We start from the raw sequence: 24,051 nt of genomic DNA, 5'->3' as shown, positions 1-24,051 counted from the left end.
CCGGGGAGCGGGACTCTCACCGGCTCCCCGCGGGCTTGCGGTAGGTGACGAGCCTGTCGTCCTTCCCCGGGTACGCCATGATCAGCAGCCGCTGGGTGGCCCTCTCCTCGCCCTTCCACGGGAACCAGGCGTGGTGGACGCGGATGCGGTAGCGGCCCCGGCGGCCGCCGGGCGACAGGTCGGGCAGTACGATGCCGGCCAGGACGTCATGGAACACCAGCTCGCCGTCCGTGCTGGTGTAGCCGGCCTCGGTGACGTGGTCCCAGCCCTTCGTCTCCACCGGCGGGCGGCGGGAGTACGTCTCCAGGGTGACGCAGAGGTGGTACTCGGAGTCCACCGAGACCGTCAGGTGCCCGGGGCCGGACTCGACCAGGTCGTCGTGCCGGCCGCCGCCGGAATCGCCGGTGCCCGCCGTGTCCCGCATCTCCAGCCCGATCTCCGGCCACACCGGGTCATCGAGCCGGACCGCCTTGACGGGCTCGATGAGCGGACGGTGGCGCGGGGTGGCGGCGCACTTGGCCCGCTCCTCGGCCTGGAACGCGGCGAACTCCTGGTCGTCCGCCTCCCGCTCGGTCTTGACCTTCGCCGCGGCGGCGGGGCAGATGTCGTCGATCGCCCAGTACAGGTCCCGGACCCGCAGTCCTTCCACGGACTCGACCCGGGCCAGCTCGCGCGGGTCGTCACGGGTGTAGACACCGCACAGGCTCCGGCCGTAGGCGAGCAGCGCCTGGTCGGGCATGGTGGCGGGGATGTCCAGGACCTGGCCGGTGCGTACCTCGCAGATGAACGCGCCCTCGCCCGTGAGCGGCGCGGGCTCCACCTCCGTATGCCGGTGGTCCGGTGGTGAACAGTCTGCGGCGGTGGTGACCGTGCCCTGCGACCGGTCGGCGGCCGGGACGAAGATCAGCGCCACGGCCGTGGCGAGCGCCATCGCGAACACCCGGCGCCCCCGCCGGGCGGCGGGCGGGGCCGCGTACAGGAGGAACAGGACGAGGGCGGAGACCGCGAGCGCCGCGCTGTACCAGAGCGGCGAGAGGCCGAACACGAGCTGCCCGTCCAGGCCCCCGCCGAACTGCCCGTCCGGGTAGACGGCGAGCCGCACCTCGGCCATCTCGGGAATGACCTGCCAGTCCTCCTCCGGCCGCGCCGTGAGCGCCGTCACGACGCCCGCCGCGGCGGCGAGGACCAGGAACAGGATCGTGCCGGTCAGCAGCCGCCTGCTCCTGCGGATGACGGCCACCAGGACGAGCACGGCCGGGGCGCCCACCCCGACGAGCACGTCCACGGCGACCCAGGCCAGGCCCGCCGGGTGACTGGAGTACTCGCGGAAGAACATGTCCACCGCGCCCCTGGGGCCGATCCAGAAGGGCATCCCCTGGGCGAGGTTGACGGCGGCCGGGACCGACGGCAGCACCACGGCCACGGCGGCGAGCGGCCACGGGCGCACCGCCGCCCGCTCGCCCCGGCGCGTGGACGGCTCCGGTGGCGGCCCGGCCAGTTCGTGGGCCGTCCGCGCCATCCAGATCAGCGCGAAGACGCTCAGGATGGTGCGGACCATGAGGATCACCGTGCCGTGGTCCGCGATGCCGCCAAACCCGACGATCATGAACGATCCGGACGACAGCGACGCCAGCACCGCCGCGACCATGCCCGCCCGCACGGTGCCCCGGCTCCAGCGCCCGTCCCGGGCCTGCCCGATCAGCACCGGCACCAGCCACAGCAGGTGGAGCACGTTGCCCAGCGGCGGCAGGTCCCAGTACTGCCCCAGGCCGTAGGCGACGGTGGCGACCAGCTCCACGGCGGTGTCGGCCAGGCCCGCCACGAGTGCCGTGATCCGCAGCCACCGGGGGATGGATCCGGCGAGGACCACCAAGAACAGCCAGACGATGGCGAACTGGGTCAACGTGCCGGGCAGGTCGAGCCACCACTGGTACGGGATCGGCGCCTCGTACGCCAGGGCGCAGGCAAGGCTCACGTACAGCGCGGCCCGCAGCAGCCGCACCGGCCGCGCCAGGACAGGCGCCTCGCCGGCCCGCCGCCCGCGCAGGATCTGCCACAGGGCCCAGCCGGTCAGGATCCCGCCCCCGGCCAGGATGACCTCCACCCACCAGGTGTAGGGCACCATGTCCGTGCCCCAGCCGTGCACGACGAGCGCCCGCAGCACGGCGGCGTCGCCGGTGACCAGCGCGAAGACGCCGGCGACCACGGCGGCGCCCCCGAAGGCGACGGCGATCGGGGCGGCGATCCAGCCGAAACGGTAACGGCGCACGGGACATCTCCCGAGAAGGGGAACGGGTGAACGAAAGGCGATCAACCCTAGCGAGCCGTCCTGAGAACGATCAACGCCACGGCAGGGGCACGAGCCGGACAACCACCTCCCCGCGGCGAACCGGCCGGCCACCCATGCCCCGCCGTGACGGCGTCAGGCGGGCGGGGTGGTGAGGCAGGCATGCAGGCGGCGGGCCTGGCGGACGAGTTCGCTGCCGGATCGGCGGCTCGCCAGTTCGGCGATCACCGGCAACTCGCCCCGCGCACCCACCCAGGAGGCCACGTCGGCCGCGAGCGACACCATCCGGGTGTGCCCCGCGGTGGCCCGCTCCCCCGGCCCCGGCAGAGAGGCGGTCAGCCAGCCGGCCATCACCTCCCACACCTCCCGGTGCGCGCCCTTCAGCGCCGCCTCCCTGAGCGCCTCGAGAGCGCGCTTCGGCCCTTCCCCGCCGTGCCGCAGCACCTCGGCGAGCTTCCGGCCGGCCTCCTCCCCCGCCACACCGCCCCCCGCGGCCAGTCGCAGGAACGCCTCCACCGCCAGGTCCTGGCCGTCGTCGACCAGCGAGTACGCCAGCATCAACGACATCCCGGGCCCCGCCGGGCCGTCGCCGTCGGCCAGCAGGGCGACGTCGGCGGGTTTGTACGCGCCGAAGTACCCGTACGTCGCCGGGTACCGTACGCAGCGGGCGGCGACCAGCTCGCGGTGCCCGGCGAAGACGGCGAGGGTCCGGCCGAGCTCCTCCTCGTGCCAGCGGTGCACCAGCAGGTCGCCCAGCACCTCTTGATACTCGGGCCCGGACGAGAACTCCGAGAACGTGTGAGGCCTGTCCAGGTGCTCCCCCCTGTGGAGCGTCACCACCGGGTCGGCGGGCCGGTCGGTGAGCCAGCGGGCGACCCGGCGTCCCGCCTCACCGGTCAGCCGCGCCGCGCGGGCGGCCACCTCGGGCTCGACGGCCCGCCCCAGCCGCAGCAGCGCCTGCCGCAGGTCCACGGGCAGCGCCTCGACGCCGGCGCGCTCGTACCCTTCGAGCCGCTCCACCAGCGTCCCCGGGTCGAGCAGCCCGTTGACCCGGGTGGGCGTGGCCAGCAGGTACGGCGGCAGCCGCCGCTCGACCAGGGCCTGGTAGACCTCGGCGTACCGGATGAGCGGCATCAGCTTCCAGACCGCGGCGTGCGTCATCTCCGGGATCCGACTCGCCACCGGGGCGGCGTCCCGGATCCGGCTCTCGGCCCCCGGATCGGTCAGCTCCCTGATCATCGCGCCGGCCCACATGCTCGCGTGCCACCACGGCGCTCCCCTGAACTCGTTGTCGGGGGTCGCGTGCCGGGTCAGCGCGGCGGGCAGCCGGTCGTGTTCCGGCCCCGCGAAGAGCCTGACGAAGGCGTCCAGCCAGCGCTCGGTCCTGATCCAGCTGGACTCCTTGGGCATGAAGTTGCCCAGCTCACCGGGAGTGCGGAGCGGCGGCGGCATCGGGGCGGCCGGGGGCGCGGGCGGCAGCGTGCCGGGCGTGAACGTCTCCGGCTCCGGCTCCGCCGCCACGTCGCCTCCGAAGACCGCGGCCAGCGCGGCTCCCTGGTGGGCGGGGAGCGTCGCCACCGCCTCGCGCAGTGTCTCGGCTCCGGCCGGCCCGAACCGGGCCGCGTGCTTGACGGCCAGCCTCACCGCGCGCTCGCGGGCGCCGGCGGCCTCGCAGAGCAGGGCGACGGCCAGCGCGGGCGCGTAGGCGTCGAGGTCGTCGTCGCCGTCCTTGAGCAGCCGGTCGAGCCAGGCCAGGCCGGCCCGTACGAGCTTGCCCTCCTTGCGGAACAGCAGACCCTGGACGGCCTCGCCGGCGTCGGCGGCGGGCACCGGACCGCCCCGCTGGACCTGCTTGAGCGCCAGGTCGGCGACGTTGGCCGCGGACGCGGGCAGCAGCGCCAGGTAGTCGCCCAGGCGGCCGGCGACCTCCTCGGGGGCGGGGTCGAGCCGCTCGTGGAGACGGACGAAGAAGCGCAGGCCGGTGGCCTCGCCGCCGCGCAGGAACCGGGTGAGGCAGCCGTCGAGCAGCACCTGCCGCGCGATCCTGCCGGTACGGGCGAGCTCGGCGAGTGCGGCGGGCCAGGCGTCGTCGGTGAGCAGCCGGCCCGCGCCCTCGGTCTCGAACAGCCTGGGCGCCATCGTGTCCAGGAGCGGGTCGCCGGACAGCCGGTCGGGCGTGGTGCCGACGATCCAGGCGAGGGTGAGCGGGTCGTGCGCGGGCGGGACGGCGCCCGTGTGGCGCAGCAGCCTCAGGGCGAGCTGGACGCGCCGGTCGCGGGTGGGGCGGGTGCCGCGCAGCCGCAGCGCGAAGCGTACGGCGAGGTCCTGCTGCCAGGCGACCGGCCGGGCGGACACGACGTCGAGGATGAACGGCACGTCGTCGCGCCCGGGCTCGTCCCACTGGCGCTGCAGGTCTGGCCTGCTGAGCCAGGTGGCGACAGCGGCGGCGCCCGCGATGGTGGCGGCCCCGGCGACCCGCATCGGCTCGATCCAGAGGTCATGCCGCGACCAGCGGACGTGCTCGTGGTACTCGGGTAACTCGTACATCGACCGGCCCCTCCTGCCGGCGAGCTCGCGGACCGCGGCCATGCGCTGTTCGGCGCGCTCGTGCTCCCTGCGCCGGCCGGCCTCCTGGGCGACGGGCAGGTGTCCCGGCAGGGCGGCGGCCACTTCGCGGCGTTGCTCGTCGTCGAGCCCCGTCACCAGCTTGACCACGGCGGGCGTGTCTACCGCCTCGATGGCGGCCCTGACCTCTTCCCAGGCGTTCGTCATGATCGGGACCTTAGGGGGTCCCGCCGACAAATCGCGGATCGTCAGGCGACCAGGGCGTCGATCTCGGCCAGGAGTGCCTGCTTGCGCTCCCGGGCCAGGTAGGACGCCGTCACCGCGTTGCGGGCGAGCTGGGCCAGCTCCGTACTGCCGAGGCCGAAGACGCGGGCCGCCACGCGGTACTCGCCGGCCAGGGTGGTGGCGAACATGGGCGGGTCGTCGCTGTTGAGCGTGACGAACAGGCCCTCCTCCAGCAGGCGCGGCAGCGGGTGGTCCTCGATCCGCGCCACCTGGCCGGTGCACACGTTGGAGGTGGGGCACACGTCCAGCGGGAGCTGCGTCTCGCGCAGGTGGGCGACGAGCCGGGGATCGGCCAGGCAGGCGATGCCGTGACCGACGCGCTCGGCGCCGAGTCCCTCGATGACCTCCCAGACCGTCTCGGGCCCGGTCATCTCGCCGCCGTGCGGGACGCTGTGCAGCCCCGCCGCCCGCGCGGCGGCGAACGCGTCGCGGAAGGCGTCGCGGTAGCGGGGCCGCCGCTGCTCGATCCCGCCCAGGCCGAAACCTACCAATGCCGCGGGAGGTTCTTCGAGCGCGTGATCGAGCGTGATCTTCGCGGCCTCCTCGCCGAACTCGCCGGGGATGTCGAAGATGTACGCGATCTCGACCCCGTGCTCGTCGAGCGACCGCCGCGCGGCCAGGTCGAGCGCCCGAGTGACCTCGCCTCTGGGGATCCCGGTGATGTGGTGCGCGTACGGGGTGACCTGCAGCTCGGCATAGCGCCCGCCCTGTCCCGCCAGGTCGCGGGCCAGCCCGGTGACGAGGGTGGCGATGTCCTCCGGCTCGCGGACCAGCGCGTTGACGGCCGCGTACACCTGGGCGAAGTGCGGGAAGTCGCGGAAGGTGTAGAACGCGCGCAGCTCCTCCTCGCTCGTGGGCACGCCGTTGCCGGGGTGGCGGCGGGCCAGCTCCAGCACGGTGGGCACGGAGGCGGATCCGACCAGGTGGACGTGGAGTTCGACCTTGGGCAGGGCGTCGATGAAGGCGTCGATGGTCATGCCGACGACCTTAGGCCGGGCCCGGCTTCGCTCGGAAGGTTTTCCGCCTGAATCTGCCATCATCTTGTCAGATTCTCCCTGACCCTCGGCTGGCTCTGCGGCACTCCTCCCACCGTGCGGACACCGGTCCTCACATCGGGGACCTCGTATTCATGTCCGTCCTCCTGGTGCTGGCGGCGTCCGGCGCTCCGCCCGGCCACGCGCACGGGGGCGGTTCGCTAGCCGTGGTGGACCTGGACCTGCGACCTTGTCCGCGTCCTGCCCGAGCGGGGCAGGAGCCGAAGGGTGACCGGCCACGAGCTGTGCTCGGCCGGGATGGCGGCCGACATGACCTTCGTGACCGCGCTGCCGTTCATGACCCGCTGCCGTTCATGGCCGCGCGCTGTCGTGCATGGCCGCGCCGTCGCTCTGACGGGCGGTGCTTCTGTCCCGGGAGACGCTAGCCGTTCAGCCGGGCGCGGGCGTGGCGTTCCTCGCGGCGGGCCACGTCGAGCCGGTGGGCGGCGGCCTCCAGCCGTTTGCGCGCCTTGGCCAGCCTCTTCTCCAGCCGGGCCACCTTGTCGGCGCGCTCGCCGTGCTCCCGCTCGGCCTCGGCCAGAGTCTCGCTCCACTCGCGGTACGCGGCCTCGGCCTCCGCCCGCTCCTTCGCCTCCCTGGCCTCGGTCTCGGCCCGTTCCTTCGCCTTCCGGGCCTCGTCCTCCTCCGGCGGGGGCGGCTTCTTCCTGCGGGCCGCCGGAGCGGCGCTCACGGGAGCGGGCGCGAAACCGCTGTAGCTGAGCGGCTTGGCCAGACGGCCGCGGCGCACCTCACCGGCGGCGTCCGCGTCCACGACGGCGGCGTCGAGCGTCTGGTCCACCTCCGCCGCGGCGGCGGCCGACAGGTCCGCCGCCTCCCTGATCAGCCGGGACAGCCTGCCGGTCACCTCGCCGCGCCGCCGGGTCGCCGCGGCCAGCGCGTCGGAGTCCTGGGCCGCCCACGCCGCGCGCAGCTCCTCGCCGACGGCCAGCAGCTCGCCCAGCTCGTCCGCGTGCTCACGGGCGGCGCGGTTCACCGCCCAGGCGGAGACGGTGGGCTTGCGCAGCTTGCCGATCTCGCGGGCCAGCGCGGCGTCGCCCGCCTCCTTGGCCGCCCGGGCCTCGGCGGTGCGGGCCGCGGTGAAATCGGACGGCGGCAGCGCGTACAGCCGCCCGGCCACCTCATCAAGATCCACACATGTGAGGTACCCCACATGGCCGGTTTTCTAGCGCATAGTGGAGACAGCCCACTCGAACGGAGGCCGCCCGTGTTCGAGCGCTTCACCGACCGTGCCCGCCAGGTCGTCGTCCTCGCCCAGGTGGAGGCCAGGGCCATGCGTCACAACTACATCGGCACCGAGCACCTGCTGCTCGGTCTCATGCGGGAGGGCGAGGGGGCGTCCGCGCGCGTGCTGGCCGACTGCGGGGCGAGCCTGGAGCCGGTGCGGGAGTTCGTGGTGCGCGAGATCGGCACCGGCGAGAGCGGGCCAGACGAGCACATCCCGTTCACCCCCAGGGCCAAGAAGGTGCTGGAGCTGTCGCTGCGCGAGGCGTTGCAGCTCCGCCACACCTACATCTCCAGCGAGCACATCCTGCTCGGCCTGCTCAAGGAGGGCCAGGGCCTGGGCGCGCAGGCACTCGCGGCGACGGGGGCCGACTTCGTCGCGATACGGCAGCGCGTCCTGGACCGGCTGGACCGGGGCCCGAAGGAGCGGCCGGGTGAGACGTACTTCACCGCGAGTTCGACGGTGGCCCAGCGGCTCGCGCAGATCCAGGAGAGCCTCGAACGCATCGAGCGGCATCTCGGCATCGGGCCGGAACCCGGTCCGTCAGACTGACGTCATGGCGCCGACGGGCAGCCGCCCCTCCACCACGCCGGGGTCGTCGGTGTAGGCGAGCGTGGCGCCCAGCGAGACGAGCAGCCTGCGCATGCGTACGTTGTCGGCGAGCATGGAGGTCCTGACCTCGGCGTAGCCCAGGTCCCTCGCCTCCCGCACGAGCGCCCTGGCCATGACCGAGCCCAGCCCGCGCCCCTGCCAGCGGTCCTCGACCAGGAACGCCATCTCGGCGATGCCCGGATCGGCGGTGAAGACGAGGTTGGCCAGCGCGACCACCTGCCCGTCGTTGCCCGCCACCAGCGAGTGGCCGCGGCGGCGGTCGCACAGCCGCTCGAACATGCGCGGCGGCAGCGACGGCATCGCGGTGAAGTAGCGGAACCGGCGCGACTCCGGCGAGCAACGGTCGTGCAGGTCGCGTACCGCCTCGCGGTAGACCGGAGTGAGCGGCTTGATCACGACCTCGGCGCCGTCGGCCAGCTTGACCGCGGTCTCACCGCCCGCCTGCTCCACGGGCGGCTGGGCCAGCCGGGCGAAGGAGGCGGCCCTGGCGGCCTCGGTCAGGGTGAACGGCAGCTCCGCGCGGCGCAGCCGCACGGCTCTCTTGGCCGCGACCGGCACGACAAGCTGGGTCGGATCAGGCAAATCACTCACCGCATCACCATAGGTCCACCTGGCGTCGTCCGCGCGCAGCAGCTCCGCCAGCAGCTCGGGGAGCCGCCACGGCATGGCGCGCAGCCGGGAGGCGAGCAGGAGGGCGCGGGTGGGCTCGTCGGTCAGCTCGTGCGCGGTCGCGGGCACGACCACGACGCGCCGCCCGCCGGCCGCTTCGAGCGCCTCGCGCACCGTCTCGGGGTTCGCGGGGATGTCGGCGACGAACTCGTCCACGGTGCCGTCAGGGTCGGACTGGACGCTCAGGCCGAGAATGTTGCCACCCCGCTCGGCGAGCGCGGCGGCGAGGGAGGCGAGTCGTCCGGGACGCTCGTCGACGGTGGTGCGGATGCGCAGAAATCCCATATGAGAAGGATGCCGGGTACCTGTTACGTTGCCGCTAACGTCGTGTTTCACCGCTCAACTACCTGTACGAAAGAGCAGGCCGCATGAACATACTCTTCCGAGGCGGACGCGTGTTCACCGCGAAGGGCGACTTCGCCGAGTCCGTCCTGGTGCGCGACGGAGTGATCGCCGCCGTCGGCGCCGAGCGGGAGCTGTCCGCCCAGGCGCCCGGGCACGAGACCGTGGACCTGGACGGCGGCCTGCTGACGCCCGGCTTCACCGACGCGCACATGCACCCGGTCCAGGCGGGCCTGGAGCGGGCCCGATGCGACCTCTCGGAACGGTACGGGCTGGACGAGTATCTTGACGCCGTCCGCGCCTACGCGGACGCGCACCCGGACAGGGCCTGGATCGACGGCGGCGGCTGGGACATGTCCGCCTTCCCCGGCGGGCTGCCCAGGCGCGAGCAGCTCGACTTCCTGGACCGGCCCGCCTACCTGATCCAGCGCGACCACCACGCCGCCTGGGTCAACGGCCGCGCGCTGGAACGGGCCGGGATCGGGAAGGACACGCCCGACCCCGCCGACGGCCGGATCGAGCGCGACCCGGACGGCACCCCCACGGGCGTGCTGCACGAGGGCGCGATGGACCTCGTCGGCCTGCTCACCCCGCGCCCCACCGCAGCGGACCTGGACGCCGCCCTGATGGACGCCCAGGCGCACCTGTTCACGCTGGGCATCACGGGCTGGCAGGACGCGATCGTGGGCTCGTACGCCGGCTCGGACGACCAGTTGCCCGCCTACCTGTCCGCGGCCCGCTCAGGGCGGCTCAGGGCGCGCGTGGTGGGCGCGCTGTGGTGGGACCGCACCCGCGGCCTGGACCAGATCGACGACCTGCTCTCACGGCGGGCATCGGCCGAGGGGCTGGACCGGTTCGCCGCAACCTCAATCAAGATCATGCAGGACGGCATCACGGAGAACTTCACCGCCGCCACGCTGGAGCCCTACTGCCGGTGCGGCGGCACGGGCCTGTCGTACGTGGATCCGGCCAAGCTCAAGGAGTACGTCGCCGAACTCGACCGGCTCGGCTTCCAGGTGCACGTCCACGCGATCGGCGAGCGCGCGGTGCGCGAGGCACTCGACGGCTTCGCCGGCACCGACCCGGCCAACCGGCACCACATCGCGCACCTGCAGATCATCGAGCCGTCGGACGTGCCGCGCTTCGCCGAGCTGGGCGTGACGGCCAACCTGCAGCCGCTGTGGGCCACCCACCATCTGCAGATGGACGAGCTGACGCTGCCGTTCCTCGGCGAGCCGCGCTCGTCCTGGCAGTATCCGTTCGCGGACCTGCTCCGGCACGGCACCCGGTTCTGCGCCGGCAGCGACTGGCCGGTGTCGAACGCCGACCCGCTGCAGGGCATGCACGTGGCCGTCAACCGCACAGAACCGGGCGGGTCCGTGCACGCCGGCTACCCGACGGCGCAGACGCCGTTCCTGCCCGAGCAGCGCGTCGACCTGGCCACCGCGATGACCGCGTACACGGCGGGCTCGGCGTGGATCAACCGCTCCCCCGCCGGCCAGATCGAGCCGGGCCGACCCGCCGACCTCGTGGTGCTCGACCGCGACCCGTTCGCCCTGCCGGACAAGGACATCTGGACCACCCGCGTCCGCATGACGTTCGTCGACGGCGAAGCCGTGTACGAGAAGGCCTGAACACGCCGAAGGGCCCCGGCGTGACGCCGGGGCCCTTCGGGTGGTCTGGCCCTACCAGGGGGACTTGTTGTTGCGCAGCCGCTCCAGGGCTTCCTGGAGGATGGCCTTGCCGTCCTTGTCGCTCCTGCGCTCTTTCACGTAGGCGAGGTGCGTCTTGTAGGGCTCGTTCTTCGGGGGGGCAGGCGGCGCATTCTCATCCTGACCGGCCGGGAGGCCACAACGCGGGCAGTCCCACAGCTCGGGGATCGCTGCGTCGCTGGCGAAGCTGGGGCGCGTTTCGTGCATGTTGGCGCACCAGAACGAGACCCGCACTCTCGGAGCCGCTTCGCCGCGCTCGGCCTCCCCCATAGGACCGGCACCGACTCGGCTGCCACGGATCGCGTTGCCACTACCCACGGATGAACTCCTCGCTCGATCGCCCCGTGACCCACGGGGGGAGAATCACTGTCACGCGTTCTGTCTGGCCTCAGGGCTTGACGAGCAGGCCCAGAGCGATGATGCAGACGAACCAGACCACTCCCGTGATGACGGTGAGCCGGTCGAGGTTACGCTCCACCACCGAGGAACCGCCGAAGTTCGACGAGAAACCGCCGCCGAACATGTCAGACAGGCCGCCACCCTTGCCCTTGTGGAGCAGGACGAGCAAGATCATCAGCAGGCTCGTCAGGATGAGGGCGATGGAGATTCCGAGTTCCACGGTATGCCTAGTCCTTCAATGGTTTGGTACGCGTGACGATTCAGACTTGCCTCTAGAGGGTACGACCTCATGTCAAGTCGCACCCACCGAACGGCTCAGTTAGCCTGCCATATCCGAGAATCGGCAGATCTTCACGAACTCCCCGGCGTCGATGCTGGCTCCACCCACGAGCGCACCGTCGACATCCGGCTGAGCCATGATCCCCGCGATGTTCGCCGACTTGACCGAGCCTCCGTAAAGGATACGGACCGCCGAGGCCACTTCGGGGTCGTACAGCTCCGCGAGTCGCTGCCGCAGTGCGCCGCAGACCTCCTGGGCGTCGTCGGGAGTGGCCACCTCGCCGGTGCCGATCGCCCACACCGGCTCGTAGGCCACCACGATCGACTTCGCCTGCTCGGCGGGGACCTTGCGCAGCGCCCCGTCGAGCTGGCCGAGCGAGTGGGCGATGTGACCGCCCGCCTGACGCACCTCCAGCCCCTCGCCCACGCACAGGATCGGCGTCAGCGAGTGGCGGAGCGCGGCCAGCACCTTGGCGTTGACGAGGTCGTCGTCCTCGCGGTGGTACTGCCGGCGCTCCGAGTGGCCGACGGTCACGAACGTGCAGCCCAGCTTGGCGAGCATGACGCCGGAGATCTCGCCGGTGTAGGCGCCGGCGTCGTGCGGCGACAGGTCCTGCGCGCCGTAGACGATGCGCAGCTTGTCGCCGTCGACGAGCGTCTGCACGCTGCGCAGGTCGGTGAACGGCGGCAGGACCGCCACCTCGGCGCGGTCGAAGTCCTTGTCGTTGAGCGCGAAGGCCATCTTCTGGACCAGCGCGATCGCCTCAAGGTGGTTGAGGTTCATCTTCCAGTTGCCGGCGATGAGGGGCTTTCTCACGCTCAGTCCTCCAAAGCGGCGAGTCCGGGGAGGGTCTTGCCCTCAAGGTATTCCAGGCTGGCCCCGCCACCGGTGGAGATGTGCGAGAAGCCGTCCTCAGGCAGGCCGAGCCTGCGCACCGCGGCCGCCGAGTCGCCGCCGCCCACCACGGTGAAGGCGTCGGACGAGATCAGCGCCTCGGCCACCGCGCGGGTGCCGCCGGCGAACGCGTCGAACTCGAACACGCCCATCGGGCCGTTCCAGAACACGGTCCTGGCGTCCGCCAGCTTGCCGGCGAACAGCTCCCGCGTACGGGGCCCGATGTCGAGCCCCTGCCGGTCGGCGGGGATCGCGTCGGCGGGCACCACGTCGAAGGCGGCGTCGGCGGCGAAGTGGGTGGCGGCCAGCACGTCGACCGGCAGCACCAGGTCGACGCCGCGCTCGGCCGCCTCCGTCAGGAAGCCGCGGACCTGGTCGAGCTGGTCCTCCTGGAGCAGCGACCCGCCGACCTCGTGGCCCTGGGCCTTGAGGAAGGTGTAGGCCATGCCGCCGCCGATCAGGAGCCGGTCGACGCGGGTGAGCAGGTTGGCGATGACGCCGAGCTTGTCGCTCACCTTGGCGCCGCCGAGCACGACCACGTAGGGCCGCTCGGTGTCCTCGGTCAGCTTCCGCAGCACGTCGACCTCGGCCGCGATCAGCCCGCCCGCCGCGTGCGGCAGCAGCGCCGGCACGTCGTAGACGCTGGCGTGCTTGCGGTGCACGGCGCCGAACCCGTCGCCCACGTAGAGCTCGGCCAGCCCGGCCAGCCGCTCGGCGAAGGCGCGGCGCTCGGCGTCGTCCTTGGCCGTCTCGCCGGGCTCGAAGCGGAGGTTCTCCAGCAGGGCCACCTGGCCCTCCTGGAGGCCCTCCACCGTGGCCCTGGCGCCGTCGCCCGCCACGTCGGAGGCGAAGGCGACGTCCTGGCCGAGCAGCTCGCCCAGCCGCCGGGCCACCGGCCGCAGCGAGAACTCCGGCTTGACCTGCCCCTTGGGCCTGCCCAGGTGGGCGCAGACGATGACCTTCGCCCCGTTGCCCGCGAGGGCCCGGACGGTGGGCAGCGACGCGCGGATGCGACCGTCGTCGGTGATCGTCTCACCGTCGAGCGGCACGTTGAGGTCCGCGCGCACGAGCACGCGCCGGCCCTTCACGTCGAGATCGTCGAGATTGCGCAACTGGCTCCCTTTCCTCGCTCGCCCGTCGTCCTACAGGTCCGCGCCCACCAGCTCGATGAGGTCGACCAGGCGGTTGGAGTAGCCCCACTCGTTGTCGTACCAGCCGACGACCTTGACCTGGTTGCCGATGACCTTGGTGAGGCCGGCGTCGAAGATGCAGGAGGCCGGGTCGGTGACGATGTCGGCGGAGACGATCGGGTCCTCGGTGTAGGTGAGGATGCCCTTGAGCGGGCCGTCGGCGGCGGCCTTGACCGCGGCGTTGACCTCCTCGACCGTGACGTCACGGCTGACGTCGATGGTGAGGTCGGTGGCCGAGCCGGTGGGGATCGGCACGCGCATGGCGAAGCCGTCGAGCTTGCCCTTGAGCTCGGGCAGCACGAGGCCGATGGCCTTGGCGGCGCCGGTGGAGGTGGGCACCACGTTGAGCGCGGCGGCGCGGGCGCGGCGCAGGTCCTTGTGCGGGCCGTCCTGGAGGTTCTGGTCCTGCGTGTAGGCGTGGATGGTGGTCATCAGGCCCTTCTCGATGGTGAAGGCGTCGTGCAGGACCTTCGCCATCGGGGCCAGGCAGTTGGTGGTGCAGGAGGCGTTGGAGATGACGGTGTGCTGGGCCGGGTCGTAGGCGGTGTGGTTGACGCCCATGACGACCGTCACGTCTTCGTTCTTGGCGGGCGCGGAGATGATGACCTTCTTGGCGCCGTTGTCGGCGTGGACCCTGGCCTTGGTCGCGTCGGTGAACAGGCCGGTCGACTCGACGACCACGTCGACCCCGAGGTCGCCCCAGGGCAGCTTGGCCGGGTCGCGCTCCTCGAAGACCTTCATGGCCTTGCCGTCGACGGTGATCTCGTCGCTGGAAGCCTTCACCTCGTACGGGAGGCGGCCCAGGATGCTGTCGTACTTCAGCAGGTGGGCCAGCGTCGCGTTGTCGGTGAGGTCGTTGACAGCGACGATCTCGATGTCCTTGCCACTGGCGGCCACCGCGCGCCAGAAGTTGCGACCGATGCGGCCGAAGCCGTTGACGCCTACGCGGATGCTCACGGAACCGATCTCCTCGTACGTGATGGCGGGCTGATACCTCAACTCCAGAAACCCTATCGGACCTAAATTGGTTTAGACCACGCGGTCCCGCCTCGCCGTGAATGGCGGTTCGTTACGCGCGCTTTGTGCACTTCGAGTAAAGTGCCCGACTCATCGGAGTAAACTCGGGCATTCTCTGGGGGCTGAGATGTCAAGACAACGATCCGGCCTGCTTTCAGGCCTGGTCATCGGCTTGATCACGATGCTGATCTGCACTGCCGGATTCGGGACCGCCGTCATCTTCATGGACCGGCTGCCCTCGTCGCTGCGCGCCTTCGGGGACGGGATCCCGGTCCTCGCCGCGCTCGCGTTCGTCGTGGGCGTACTCGTCGGCTGGGCCATCCGCCTCGTCCGCCCCCGCAGCGTCCTGCTGTCCTTCTTCGCGGCCCTGTTCGCGGCCGCGGCCGTGCCCGGGGGCCTGATCGTCATGGGCGCGTACGTGTTCTCGACCGTCGGCGCGCAGCGCTTCGGCGCGGACACCGCGGCCGCGCCGCTGACCCTTCAGGGCTTCCTCGACGCGCTCCCGGGCGCCGCCCGGCAGTTCTGGAACTCGCTCGACCCCTCGTGGCCGCTGCCGGCCATCATGGCGGCCGCCGCCCTGCCCGCGTTCGTCCTCGTCCTCTCCCGAGCCCTGCGCCTGCGCCGTACGGGCAGGCACGCCGCGGCCGAGAAGCCGCAGCGGGACCCGGAGGAGACGGCGGAGAAGGAGCCGGAGCCCGAGTATCGGGCCCCGTTCGAGCCGCTCCAGCCGCCCAAGGCGGACCCGACCGCGACCGGCAGCTTCTTCCTCCCGCCGGACCGCGGCCAGGCCTGAGCGCCGCTCAGGACGTCAGCATGTCGACCGTGAGGTTGGCCTCGGTGCTGGGGATGCCGAGGTCGGCCGCGCGCTTGTCGGCCATGGCCAGCAGCCGGCGGATCCGCCCGGCGATCGCGTCCTTGGTCAGCGGCGGGTCGGCGAGCTGGCCCAGCTCCTCCAGGGACGCCTGCTTGTGCTCCACCCGCAGCCGGCCCGCGACCACCAGGTGCACCGGCGCCTCGTCGCCGAGGATCTCCAGCGCCCGCTGCACCCGCGCGCCCGCCGCCACCGCCGCCCTGGCGGAGCGGCGCAGGTTGGCGTCGTCGAAGTTGGCCAGCCGGTTGGCGGTCGCCCTGACCTCGCGGCGCATCCGCCGGTCCTCCCACATCAGGACGCTGTCGTGGGCGCCGAGCCTGGTCAGCAGGGCGCTGATGGCGTCGCCGTCGCGCACCACGACCCGGTCGACGCCGCGCACCTCGCGCGCCTTGGCGTGGATCTTCAGCCGCCTGGCCGAGCCCACCAGCGCCAGCGCGGCCTCCGGACCCGGGCACGTCACTTCGAGCGACATCGAACGCCCCGGCTCGGTGAGCGACCCGTGGGCGAGGAACGCGCCGCGCCAGGCCGCCTCCGCGTCGCACGAGGCGCCCGCCACCACCTGCCGCGGCAGGCCCCGCACCGGCCGCCCGTGGTTGTCGATCAGTCCCGTCTGCCGGGCCAGCGCCTCACCGTCGCGATAGACGCGCACGACATAGCGAGACCCCTTGCGCAGCCCTGCGGGAGCCAGCACCAGCACCTCGGCCTTGTGGCCGAACACCTCCCCGATGTCCTTGATCAGCCGCCGCGCGGTGGCGTTGGTGTCGAGCTCCGCCTCGATCACGATGCGCCCTCCCACGAGGTGCAGGCCGCTGGCGAACCGCAGCAGCGTCGACACCTCCGCCTTCCGGCAGCAGGGCTTGAGCACAGACAGTCGGCTCAGCTCGTCCTTCACCACACCCGTCATCGCCATGAGCGTTAGTCCTCCCCCAAACAGACCGGCTCACAGCATCCTCTCGCACCTTCGCGCCACGCCGACCAGGATCAACGCTTCTGGAGGAAAATCTCGTCCAGGACGGAGGCAAGACGTCGTGGGTCGTGCCGGGGGGAGCCGTCGCGGGCCGCCACGTCGGCCGTCACCAGCCTGGCGCCGAACGCCGCCGCCGACTTCTCCAGCGCGGGCAGGTCGTCGACCACGCCGACGTCGGCGAGCACCACGTCGAGCGAGAGACCGGGCGCGTGCTGCCTGAGCACCTCCAGGTGCTGTTGCGGCGAGAGGTCGTCGGTCTCGCCCGGCTGCGGCGCCAGATTGAGCGTGACCAGCCGCTTGGCGCCGGTGTCGTGCAGCGCCCTGGCCAGCTCGGGCACCTTCAGGTGCGGCAGCACGCTGGTGAACCACGAGCCCGGCCCGAACACCACCCAGTCGGCCTCCAGCACCGCCTCGACGGCCTCCGGCCGCGCGGGCGGGTCTTCGGGCACGAGCGAGATCGCCTGCACCCGGCCCGGGGTCAGCGCGCACGCCACCTGGCCGCGCACGGTCGAGATCACGCCGTCGAGCTCGACCTCCGCCACGATGTCGAGAGGCACCGAGGCCATCGGCAGCACCCTGCCGTGCGCTCCGAGCAGCCGGCCCACCCATTCGAGGCCCGCCACGGGGTCACCGAGCAGCTCCCACAGGGCCACGATGAGCAGGTTGCCGACGGCGTGCCCGTGCAGCTCGCCCTCGCTGCGGAAGCGGTGCTGCACCACCTCGCTCCAGGTGCTGCCCCACTCGTCGTCGCCGCACAGCGCGGCCAGCGCCATGCGCAGGTCACCCGGCGGGAGCACGCCCAGCTCGCGCCTGAGCCGGCCGCTGGAGCCGCCGTCGTCGGCGACGGTGACCACCGCCGTCAGCGCGTCGGTCACCACCCTCAGCGCGGACAACGACGCGTACAGTCCGTGGCCGCCCCCGAGGGCGACCACGCGGGGCCCTCCGGACGGCGGCTGCGACCCCGCCCAGAACGGTGGTTCGCTTAACCCGCGCCCGCTGCCACCGGTCACTCCCGCCCCACATCCCGGTGGCTCACCTGGACCTCCATGCCGCGGTCACGCAGGCGCGCGGCGAGCTGCTCGGCCATGGCGACGCTGCGGTGCTTGCCGCCCGTGCAGCCGACGGCGAGCGTGGCGTAGCTCTTGCCCTCCCGGCCGTAGCCGGTCGCGACCACCCGCAGGACCTCCTCGTACGAGTCGAGGAACTCCTTGGCGCCGGGCTGGCCGAGGACGTAGTCGCGCACGGCCGGGTCGGTGCCGTTCATCGGGCGCAGGTCGGGCACCCAGTGCGGGTTGGGCAGGAAGCGGCAGTCGACGACCAGGTCGGCGTCGACCGGCAGGCCGTACTTGAAGCCGAACGAGACCACGTTGAGCCGCAGGCCGGGACGGTCGTCGCCGCCGAAGTAGGCGACGATCCGGTTGCGCAGCTCGTGGACGTTGTGGGCGGTGGTGTCGATCACCAGGTCGGCGTTGGCCCGCACCTCGCGCAGGATGCCGCGCTCGCGGGTGATGCCGTCGACGAGCCGGCCGTCGCCCTGGAGCGGGTGGGGGCGGCGGACGTTCTCGAAGCGGCGCACCAGCTCCTCGTCGCTGGCCTCCAGGAACACCACGCGCACCCGCACGGCTCGCGTCTCCAGCTCCTCGATGGCGGCGTTGAGGTCGGTGGTGAACGCCAGGCTGCGTACGTCGACGACGGCCGCCACCTTGTCGGCCGCGAGCTTGACCTTGCCGGCCTCCTCCGCCATGGCGAACAGGAGCCCGGGCGGCAGGTTGTCGATCACGAACCAGCCGAGGTCCTCCAGGGCCTTGGCCGCGGTGCTCCGCCCGGCCCCCGACATGCCGGTGACGATGACGAACGCCGGCTCGGTGGTCTTCACTGCCTCTCCCCCTTCAGGGTCGACACGATCACCTCGGCCGTGGCGGGGCCGATGCCCGGGACCTCGCGGATCTGTTCCGCGGTGGCCTCGCGCAGCTTCTTGACGGAACCGAAGTGCTTGAGCAGCGCCTGGCGGCGCGCCGGTCCGAGGCCGGGCACGCTGTCGAGCGCGCTCTCCTTGACGGACTTGGACCTCTTGGCCCGATGGTAGGTGATGGCGAACCGGTGTGCCTCATCACGCACGCGTTGCAGCAGGTAGAGGCCCTCGCTGGAGCGCGGCATGATCACCGGCTGGTCGTCGCCCGGCAGCCACACCTCCTCCAGCCGCTTGGCCAGGCCTGCCACGGCGACGTCGTCGACCCCCAGCTCGTCGAGCGCCCGCTGCGCGGCGGCGGCCTGCGGGCCCGCGCCGTCGACCACCACCAGGTTGGGCGGGTAGGCGAACTTGCGCGGCCGGCCCGTCTCGGGGTCGATGGGGCCGTGGCCGTCGTCGTCCTCGGGGGTCAGCTCGCCGGTGGCGGAGCGCTCCTCCAGGTAACGGCGGAAGCGGCGCAGGATGACCTCGTGGATGGCGGCGACGTCGCCCTCCTTGGTCTTGACCGCGAAGCGGCGGTATTCGCTCTTGCGGACCAGGCCGTCCTCGAACACCACCATGGAGGCGACGACGTTCTCGCCCTGCAGGTGGGAGACGTCGTAGCACTCGATGCGCAGCGGCGCCTGGTCGAGGTCGAGCGCGTCGGCGATCTCCTGCAGGGCCTTGCTGCGCGTGGTCAGGTCGCTCGCGCGGCGGATCTTGTGCTGGGCGAGGGACTCCTTGGCGTTGCGCTCGACGGTCTCCATGAGGGCCTTCTTGTCGCCGCGCTGCGGCACCCGCACCTCGACGCGGGCCCGGCGCTGCTCGGTCAGCAGGTCGGCGACGGCGTCGGCGTCGGGCGGCAGCGCGGGCACGAGGACCTCGCGGGGCATCGACTCGGCGGCGGCGTCGCCGTACATCTGGAGCAGGAACTGCTCGACCAGCTCGCCGGGGCCGGCCTCCTCGACCTTGTCGACCACCCAGCCGCGCTGGCCGCGGATGCGCCCGCCGCGCACGTAGAAGACCTGGACGGCGGCCTCCAGCGGGTCCTCGGCGAGCGCGACGACGTCGGCGTCGGTGCCCTCGCCGAGCACGACCGCCTGCTTCTCCAGCGCCCGCTGCAGCGCCTGGATGTCGTCGCGGAGCCGGGCGGCGCGTTCGTACTCCTGCTCGGAGGCGGCCTCGCGCATCTCGCGCTCCAGCCGCTTGATGAAGCGGCTGGTGTTGCCCGCCATGAAGTCGCAGAAGTCCTCGGCGAGCGCGCGGTGCTCCTCCGGGGTGACGCGGCCGACGCACGGCGCCGAGCACTTGTCGATGTAGCCGAGCAGGCACGGCCGGCCGATCTGGCCGGCGCGCTTGAACACGCCCGCGCTGCACGTGCGGACCGGGAAGACGCGCAGCAGCAGGTCGACGGTCTCGCGGATGGCCCAGGCGTGCGAGTAGGGGCCGAAGTAGCGGGTGCCCTTGCGCCTGGCGCCGCGCATGACCTGCACGCGCGGGAAATCCTCGCCCATGGTCACGGCGAGGTACGGATAGGACTTGTCGTCGCGGTACTTGACGTTGAAGCGCGGGTCGAACTCCTTGATCCAGGAGTATTCGAGCTGCAGCGCCTCCACTTCGGTGGCGACCACGGTCCAGTCGACGTCGGCCGCCGTGGTCAGCATGGTCTGGGTGCGCGGGTGCAGGGCGGAGAAGTCGGCGAAGTAGGAGTTGAGCCGCTGGCGCAGGCTCTTGGCCTTGCCGACGTAGATCACGCGTCCGTGAGCGTCCCTGAACCGGTAGACCCCGGGGGAATCGGGGATGGAGCCGGGCCGGGGACGGAAACTCAACGGACTGCCACCTGATCGCGCCACGATTCCAGCCTAGTGGCCGTCACCGACAGGCTCGCCCGCCGCGAAGGCGGGCGAGCGCCGGGACGTCACGCCAGCGAGATCTGGTCACCCTCCACGGTGAGCTGGTGCTCCGGCAGCGGCTTGGTGGCCGGGCCGTCGCTCACCGAGCCGTCCTCGATCTTGAACTTGCTACCGTGGCACGGGCAGACGATGGCGCCGTTCTCGACCTTGTCCACCGGGCAGCCCTGGTGGGTGCACGAGATGCCGTACGCCTTGAACTGCCCCTGCGCCGGCTGCACGACGACGACCTTCTGGTCCGCGAAGATCTTGCCCCCGCCGACCGGGATCTCGGAGGTCGTCGTCAGCCCCCCGCCCTGCGCGGGCGCGGCCTGCGAGGGGGCGCTGGACGAGGCCGGAGCGGCCGGTTCCTGCGTCGCGGCCGTGGTGTCGCTGCCGCCGCAGGCGGCCAGTGCCAGCGTCAGCCCGCCCGCGCCGACACCCGCGATCACCGCTCTACGGCTCTTGAGGTCTTCTCCCATGCGCCACAGCCAACCGCAGCCAGGTGAGAAAACCATGAAAGGCGCCTTAGGCGAGCCTGATCTTGCCTCCTGACACACTGATCTTTTTCTCTGCCAGCGGCTCGCCGGCCGGACCTTGGACCACGGATCCGTCCTCGATGCTGAACTGGCTGCCGTGGCACGGGCAGTTGATCACGCCGTTGGACACGCTGGCGACCGCGCAGCCCTGATGGGTGCAGGTGGCGCTGAACGCCCGGAACTCGCCCTCCGACGGCTGGGTGATGACCACGTCCTGGTTCTTGAATATCTTTCCCTCACCGCTGGGGATGTCGCTGGTGTCGGCGAGTGCCTTCGGCTTCTTCTTCTTGGGCGCGGCGGCCGACTCCTCGCCGTCGGGCTCTTCCGCCAGGTCCGCCGTGTCCGGGGCCGGCTCCGCCGCCGGTGAGCCGTAGCTGGCGCAAGCGGTGAGCACCGCGGCGAGGCCGGCCCCGCCCGCTCCGAACATCACCGCCCGGCGCGTCGTTTCGGTCATGGTGCGTCCTCCCAGGTTCGGGTTTCACTTCAGGTACGTCCGGCGACCTGACTGCGGTTCAGCGTGCCGCGCACCAACCCGGGAGAACCACGCACAATTACCGGTTCACACGACCACGATGCCGTCGCCCTCGACCTTGACCTGGTACGAGACCAGGCTTCCGGTGGCCGGGCCCTTCGTGGCCTGCCCGGTGCCGGCGTCGAACTCGCTGCCGTGACAGGGGCAGGTCATCACGTTGTCCCGCGGGGTGCTGACGGCGCAGCCGCGGTGCGGGCAGGACGCCCCGTACGCCTTGTAGACGCCTTCCGACGGCTGCGTCACCACGATCTTGTACTTCTTCACCACCGTGCCGCCGCCGACCGGGACGTCGGCGGTCTTGGCGATGACCTTGCCCTTGATGCCCGGCACCTGCCGGTTCTCGGCTTCGCCGCCGCACGCCGCCAGCGACACGCCGCACGCGGCCACCCCCGCGGCGCCCAGCGCCTGCCGCCGCCCGATCACGGAGCCCCCGTCCACCGTCATGCCCTCCCCTGACCTTCATGGCCTGCGCATTACCGGCTTTTCACGATAGGGCCACCCCCTGTCGCCCTCTCTTCCGCCCCGCCCCGAACGACCCGCGACCTCAGCGGGCGCCGGGACGCTGACCGACCCTGCATGTGATCTTCGGGCCGGTCGCGGTGCTCTCACTCGGGGGCCGATAGGCACGGGGCAGCGCCGCAGACGTCCGTCACCACTCCCGTCTTGAGGAAGACGGCCTTCTGGAGCTGGGCCGCCGGGGTGCGGCGGGGGTCCTCGTGCGGGTCGGTGCCGTGCGGGCCCTCCATCGGCGGCGTGTTGGTGAGCGGCGGCGACGGGGTGCCGCTGTCCCACACCACCAGCGCCGACCCCGCGTGCGCGGTGCGGAAGCCGCGGATGCCCCAGTACGGTTCGGCGTCGGGTGAGCGGCCGGGCGCGAGGGCCGGGAGCCGGACCCGGGCGCCGACGGTGCGCGCCTCGACCTCGGCCGTCACCGTGGCCACCTGGTGGTCGCCGTACGCCACCTGCATGAGCACCCGGTGCCGGGGCGTGCCCGGGTACGGGTCGTCGGTCATGTGGGCGGCGTACCCACTGGCCTCGCCGCGGTCCCACAGCATCTGCATGAGCGCCAGGATGATCTGCTGCTCCAGCCGGTCGGGATAGCTCTGGTCGAACACCGCCTGGAAGGGCGCCGCGTCCGAGCTGCGGTTGAACAGGGTGCTGTAGTTCATGCCGGTCACGCCGAGCACGCCGCGCCGGATGTCCGTGGAGAGCGCGACGAGCGCGCCGCCGAAGATGCCGCCCTGGCTGTTGCCGTCGTAGACGAGCTCGGCGCGGGTGTCGATGAGCGGCCGCCCGCGCTCGTTCCTGAAGGCGGCGTGGGCGGTGAAGCCGTCGCGGGCCGTCATCGCGCGTCCCAGGAACATGAAGTTCAGGAAGCCCTGCTGGGTACGGTCAGGCACGGTGTGGAAGCGTGACATGTCGCCGAACGTGGCGATGACGTTGGGGATGTCCTCGTCCGCCATGCCGATCCACTTGGTGGCGCAGAACACGAACCCGTGCCGCTGCGCCATCGTCCTGACGTTGGACGCGCCCACCTCGGTGTGCCTGCCGAGCAGCCCGTGCCCGTACAGGGAGGGCCTGGCCGGGCGGGTGAAGGCGACGCGGGGGATCTCGCAGCGGAACGTGGCGACCTGCTCGTTCCCCGGCAGCCTGGCCGGCCGCCCGTCCGGGCCGTAGTTCAGCCCGGAGCCGGGCGGCCCGCCGGGCCTGTCGAGGTAGCTCGGCACCCGGAAGGTGCCCTCGACCCGGCGCGCGATCCTGTCGTCCTGCTCGGGGGTGAGGTCGGTGACGGCGGTGACCTCGTACGGGGGCGCGTTCCCGCGCAGCCCGCGCAGGGCGTCGTCGCGCATGGCGAGGGCCCGGCCGGCCAGGTTCCGCTCGCTGGCCACGGTGAAGTCCCAGGCGAGATGGAGGCCGCCGGCGCGGACGCCGTGGCGGCGCAGCGCGTGCAGCACCGGCTGGAGCTCCCGCTGCCGGTCCCGCAGCTCGTGCCCGTGCGGCAGCGGCGCGCCGGCGATGGCGGCGAACGCGGCCCCGGGCGGGATCGGGTCGCCGCCGGCGTCGCGCAGGTGGCGCAGCGCGACCGCGTACCGGTGTCCCTCGCGCAGGTTGCGGGCGGGGCGGACGATGAGCGCCCGGCGGCCTTCCGGCGCGTTCGCGTCCAGTTCGGCCCAGTACGGCCAGCGCTCACCGGTGTCGAGGTCGAGCAGGACGATGGGCGCGTCCCTGCCGAGCGAGGCGCCGATGTGGGTGATCGGGGCCGCGCCGGTCCTGGCCAGGTCGAGGCCGGGGACGAGGGTGAGGATCATCGAGCCGGGCGAGAAGCCGTCGTTGCCGTTCCACGTGGTGGGGTCGACGGGGACTCCGGCCACCGAGCGGGGCATCGCCTCGACGGGGAACGCGACGCGGCGGCCGGTGGCGGTGCCCCGGTCCGCCACGGTGTAGTGGTCGCTGGGGAACGGCAGCAGGCAGACGGCCGGGTCGATCGGATCACATCCGGGCGCGGCCGGGCCGGTGGTGACGGCCGGGCGCGCGGCGGCGGGCGGGGCAGGAAGCGCCGTGACGAGCGCCGTGACCAGGGCCGTGGCGAGCGTGAGGACGCGGGCAACGGCTCGCATGGGCGGCACCTTCTGAAGAGCGGTCGGGCGTACCGATGATCAGCCTCCCGCCCGGTCCCGTCAATCCCCTTCACAGGCCCCGCACCGGTTTTGTGACGGGTCACAGCAACCGGCCGCCGACTTTACGTTCCCGTCCAATTCACAGGATCCCGTCCGCG

General features: G+C 72.3%; 21 protein-coding genes. 3 read left to right on the top strand and 18 right to left on the bottom strand.

Annotation, left to right across the window (positions count from 1 at the left end; all coding sequences use genetic code 11):
• Nucleotides 1-16: 16 nt before the first annotated feature.
• The 4 genes from ABD999_RS26890 to ABD999_RS26875 form a co-directional block, all read right to left on the bottom strand.
• Complete coding sequence (locus ABD999_RS26890) at nucleotides 17-2,269, bottom strand: hypothetical protein (protein ID WP_271275593.1); 2,253 nt, start codon at nucleotides 2,267-2,269, stop codon at nucleotides 17-19.
• Nucleotides 2,270-2,422: 153 nt separating this feature from the next.
• A complete protein-coding gene (locus ABD999_RS26885) occupies nucleotides 2,423-5,059 on the bottom strand; it encodes a DUF7824 domain-containing protein (RefSeq protein WP_271275592.1) in 2,637 nt (878 codons plus the stop codon).
• Between the two features lie 41 nt (nucleotides 5,060-5,100).
• Complete coding sequence (add, locus tag ABD999_RS26880; protein WP_271275591.1) at nucleotides 5,101-6,114, bottom strand: adenosine deaminase; 1,014 nt, start codon at nucleotides 6,112-6,114, stop codon at nucleotides 5,101-5,103.
• 439 nt (nucleotides 6,115-6,553) lie between these two features.
• Nucleotides 6,554-7,324, bottom strand: coding sequence for a hypothetical protein (locus ABD999_RS26875; protein WP_271275590.1), 771 nt, complete (start codon nucleotides 7,322-7,324; stop codon nucleotides 6,554-6,556).
• Nucleotides 7,325-7,396: 72 nt separating this feature from the next.
• On the opposite strand from ABD999_RS26875, the gene ABD999_RS26870 reads away from it, so the two are divergent.
• Nucleotides 7,397-7,966 (top strand): Clp protease N-terminal domain-containing protein, encoded by a 570-nt coding sequence (locus ABD999_RS26870; protein WP_148031272.1) that lies wholly within the window; start codon nucleotides 7,397-7,399, stop codon nucleotides 7,964-7,966.
• Here ABD999_RS26870 and ABD999_RS26865 read toward each other — a convergent pair.
• Nucleotides 7,958-8,980: a GNAT family N-acetyltransferase gene (locus ABD999_RS26865; protein WP_148031271.1), complete on the bottom strand. Its 1,023-nt coding sequence runs from the start codon at nucleotides 8,978-8,980 to the stop codon at nucleotides 7,958-7,960. The two genes, ABD999_RS26870 and ABD999_RS26865, sit on opposite strands and share 9 nt — an antisense overlap.
• An 83-nt stretch (nucleotides 8,981-9,063) precedes the next feature.
• Here ABD999_RS26865 and ABD999_RS26860 point away from each other — a divergent pair, with 83 nt between their 5' ends.
• Nucleotides 9,064-10,671, top strand: coding sequence for an amidohydrolase (locus tag ABD999_RS26860; protein WP_271275589.1), 1,608 nt, complete (start codon nucleotides 9,064-9,066; stop codon nucleotides 10,669-10,671).
• Between the two features lie 51 nt (nucleotides 10,672-10,722).
• On the opposite strand, the gene ABD999_RS26855 is transcribed toward ABD999_RS26860, so the two are convergent.
• The 5 genes from ABD999_RS26855 to gap form a co-directional block, all read right to left on the bottom strand.
• Nucleotides 10,723-11,067 (bottom strand): RNA polymerase-binding protein RbpA, encoded by a 345-nt coding sequence (locus tag ABD999_RS26855; RefSeq protein WP_148031269.1) that lies wholly within the window; start codon nucleotides 11,065-11,067, stop codon nucleotides 10,723-10,725.
• Nucleotides 11,068-11,137: 70 nt separating this feature from the next.
• Nucleotides 11,138-11,368: a preprotein translocase subunit SecG gene (gene secG, locus ABD999_RS26850; protein ID WP_148031268.1), complete on the bottom strand. Its 231-nt coding sequence runs from the start codon at nucleotides 11,366-11,368 to the stop codon at nucleotides 11,138-11,140.
• 99 nt (nucleotides 11,369-11,467) lie between these two features.
• Entirely contained in the window at nucleotides 11,468-12,250 is a 783-nt protein-coding gene (gene tpiA / locus ABD999_RS26845) for a triose-phosphate isomerase (protein WP_271275636.1), read from the bottom strand.
• Entirely contained in the window at nucleotides 12,247-13,434 is a 1,188-nt protein-coding gene (locus tag ABD999_RS26840) for a phosphoglycerate kinase (RefSeq protein WP_148031266.1), read from the bottom strand. The genes tpiA and ABD999_RS26840 overlap by 4 nt, the downstream gene beginning before the upstream one ends.
• A 30-nt stretch (nucleotides 13,435-13,464) precedes the next feature.
• Nucleotides 13,465-14,469: a type I glyceraldehyde-3-phosphate dehydrogenase gene (gene gap / locus ABD999_RS26835; RefSeq protein ID WP_148031265.1), complete on the bottom strand. Its 1,005-nt coding sequence runs from the start codon at nucleotides 14,467-14,469 to the stop codon at nucleotides 13,465-13,467.
• A 241-nt stretch (nucleotides 14,470-14,710) separates the two neighbouring features.
• Between gap and ABD999_RS26830 the strand changes: the two genes are divergently transcribed.
• Nucleotides 14,711-15,322 carry a hypothetical protein gene (locus ABD999_RS26830; RefSeq protein WP_271275588.1) on the top strand — a complete coding sequence of 204 codons (612 nt, stop codon included), beginning with the start codon at nucleotides 14,711-14,713 and terminating at the stop codon, nucleotides 15,320-15,322.
• 7 nt (nucleotides 15,323-15,329) lie between these two features.
• Here the strand turns inward: ABD999_RS26830 and whiA are convergent, their stop codons facing one another.
• The 8 genes from whiA to ABD999_RS26790 all read right to left on the bottom strand — a co-directional run bounded on the left by whiA (nucleotide 15,330) and on the right by ABD999_RS26790 (nucleotide 23,893).
• Nucleotides 15,330-16,310 (bottom strand): DNA-binding protein WhiA, encoded by a 981-nt coding sequence (gene whiA, locus ABD999_RS26825; RefSeq protein WP_148031263.1) that lies wholly within the window; start codon nucleotides 16,308-16,310, stop codon nucleotides 15,330-15,332.
• A gap of 71 nt (nucleotides 16,311-16,381) precedes the next feature.
• A complete protein-coding gene (locus ABD999_RS26820; protein WP_148031262.1) occupies nucleotides 16,382-17,299 on the bottom strand; it encodes a gluconeogenesis factor YvcK family protein in 918 nt (305 codons plus the stop codon).
• 74 nt (nucleotides 17,300-17,373) lie between these two features.
• On the bottom strand, nucleotides 17,374-18,243 hold the full coding sequence (gene rapZ / locus ABD999_RS26815) for an RNase adapter RapZ (protein WP_148031261.1): 870 nt from the start codon (nucleotides 18,241-18,243) through the stop codon (nucleotides 17,374-17,376).
• On the bottom strand, nucleotides 18,240-20,144 hold the full coding sequence (uvrC, locus tag ABD999_RS26810) for an excinuclease ABC subunit UvrC (RefSeq protein ID WP_148031260.1): 1,905 nt from the start codon (nucleotides 20,142-20,144) through the stop codon (nucleotides 18,240-18,242). Before uvrC ends, rapZ begins: the two co-directional genes overlap by 4 nt.
• An 89-nt stretch (nucleotides 20,145-20,233) precedes the next feature.
• The gene (locus tag ABD999_RS26805; RefSeq protein WP_219550072.1) at nucleotides 20,234-20,686 is read right to left on the bottom strand and encodes a Rieske (2Fe-2S) protein; all 453 of its coding nucleotides are present in this window, start codon (nucleotides 20,684-20,686) and stop codon (nucleotides 20,234-20,236) included.
• A gap of 46 nt (nucleotides 20,687-20,732) precedes the next feature.
• Entirely contained in the window at nucleotides 20,733-21,197 is a 465-nt protein-coding gene (locus tag ABD999_RS26800; RefSeq protein WP_148031258.1) for a Rieske (2Fe-2S) protein, read from the bottom strand.
• Nucleotides 21,198-21,302: 105 nt separating this feature from the next.
• Nucleotides 21,303-21,719 (bottom strand): Rieske (2Fe-2S) protein, encoded by a 417-nt coding sequence (locus ABD999_RS26795; protein ID WP_271275587.1) that lies wholly within the window; start codon nucleotides 21,717-21,719, stop codon nucleotides 21,303-21,305.
• A 161-nt stretch (nucleotides 21,720-21,880) separates the two neighbouring features.
• Nucleotides 21,881-23,893, bottom strand: coding sequence for a hypothetical protein (locus ABD999_RS26790; protein ID WP_271275586.1), 2,013 nt, complete (start codon nucleotides 23,891-23,893; stop codon nucleotides 21,881-21,883).
• Nucleotides 23,894-24,051 lie beyond the last annotated feature (158 nt).

The organism is Nonomuraea ferruginea (genome assembly GCF_039540635.1).
In the GTDB taxonomy this organism is placed as follows: domain Bacteria; phylum Actinomycetota; class Actinomycetes; order Streptosporangiales; family Streptosporangiaceae; genus Nonomuraea; species Nonomuraea ferruginea.
This window is presented reverse-complemented; position numbering and strand designations above follow the sequence as displayed.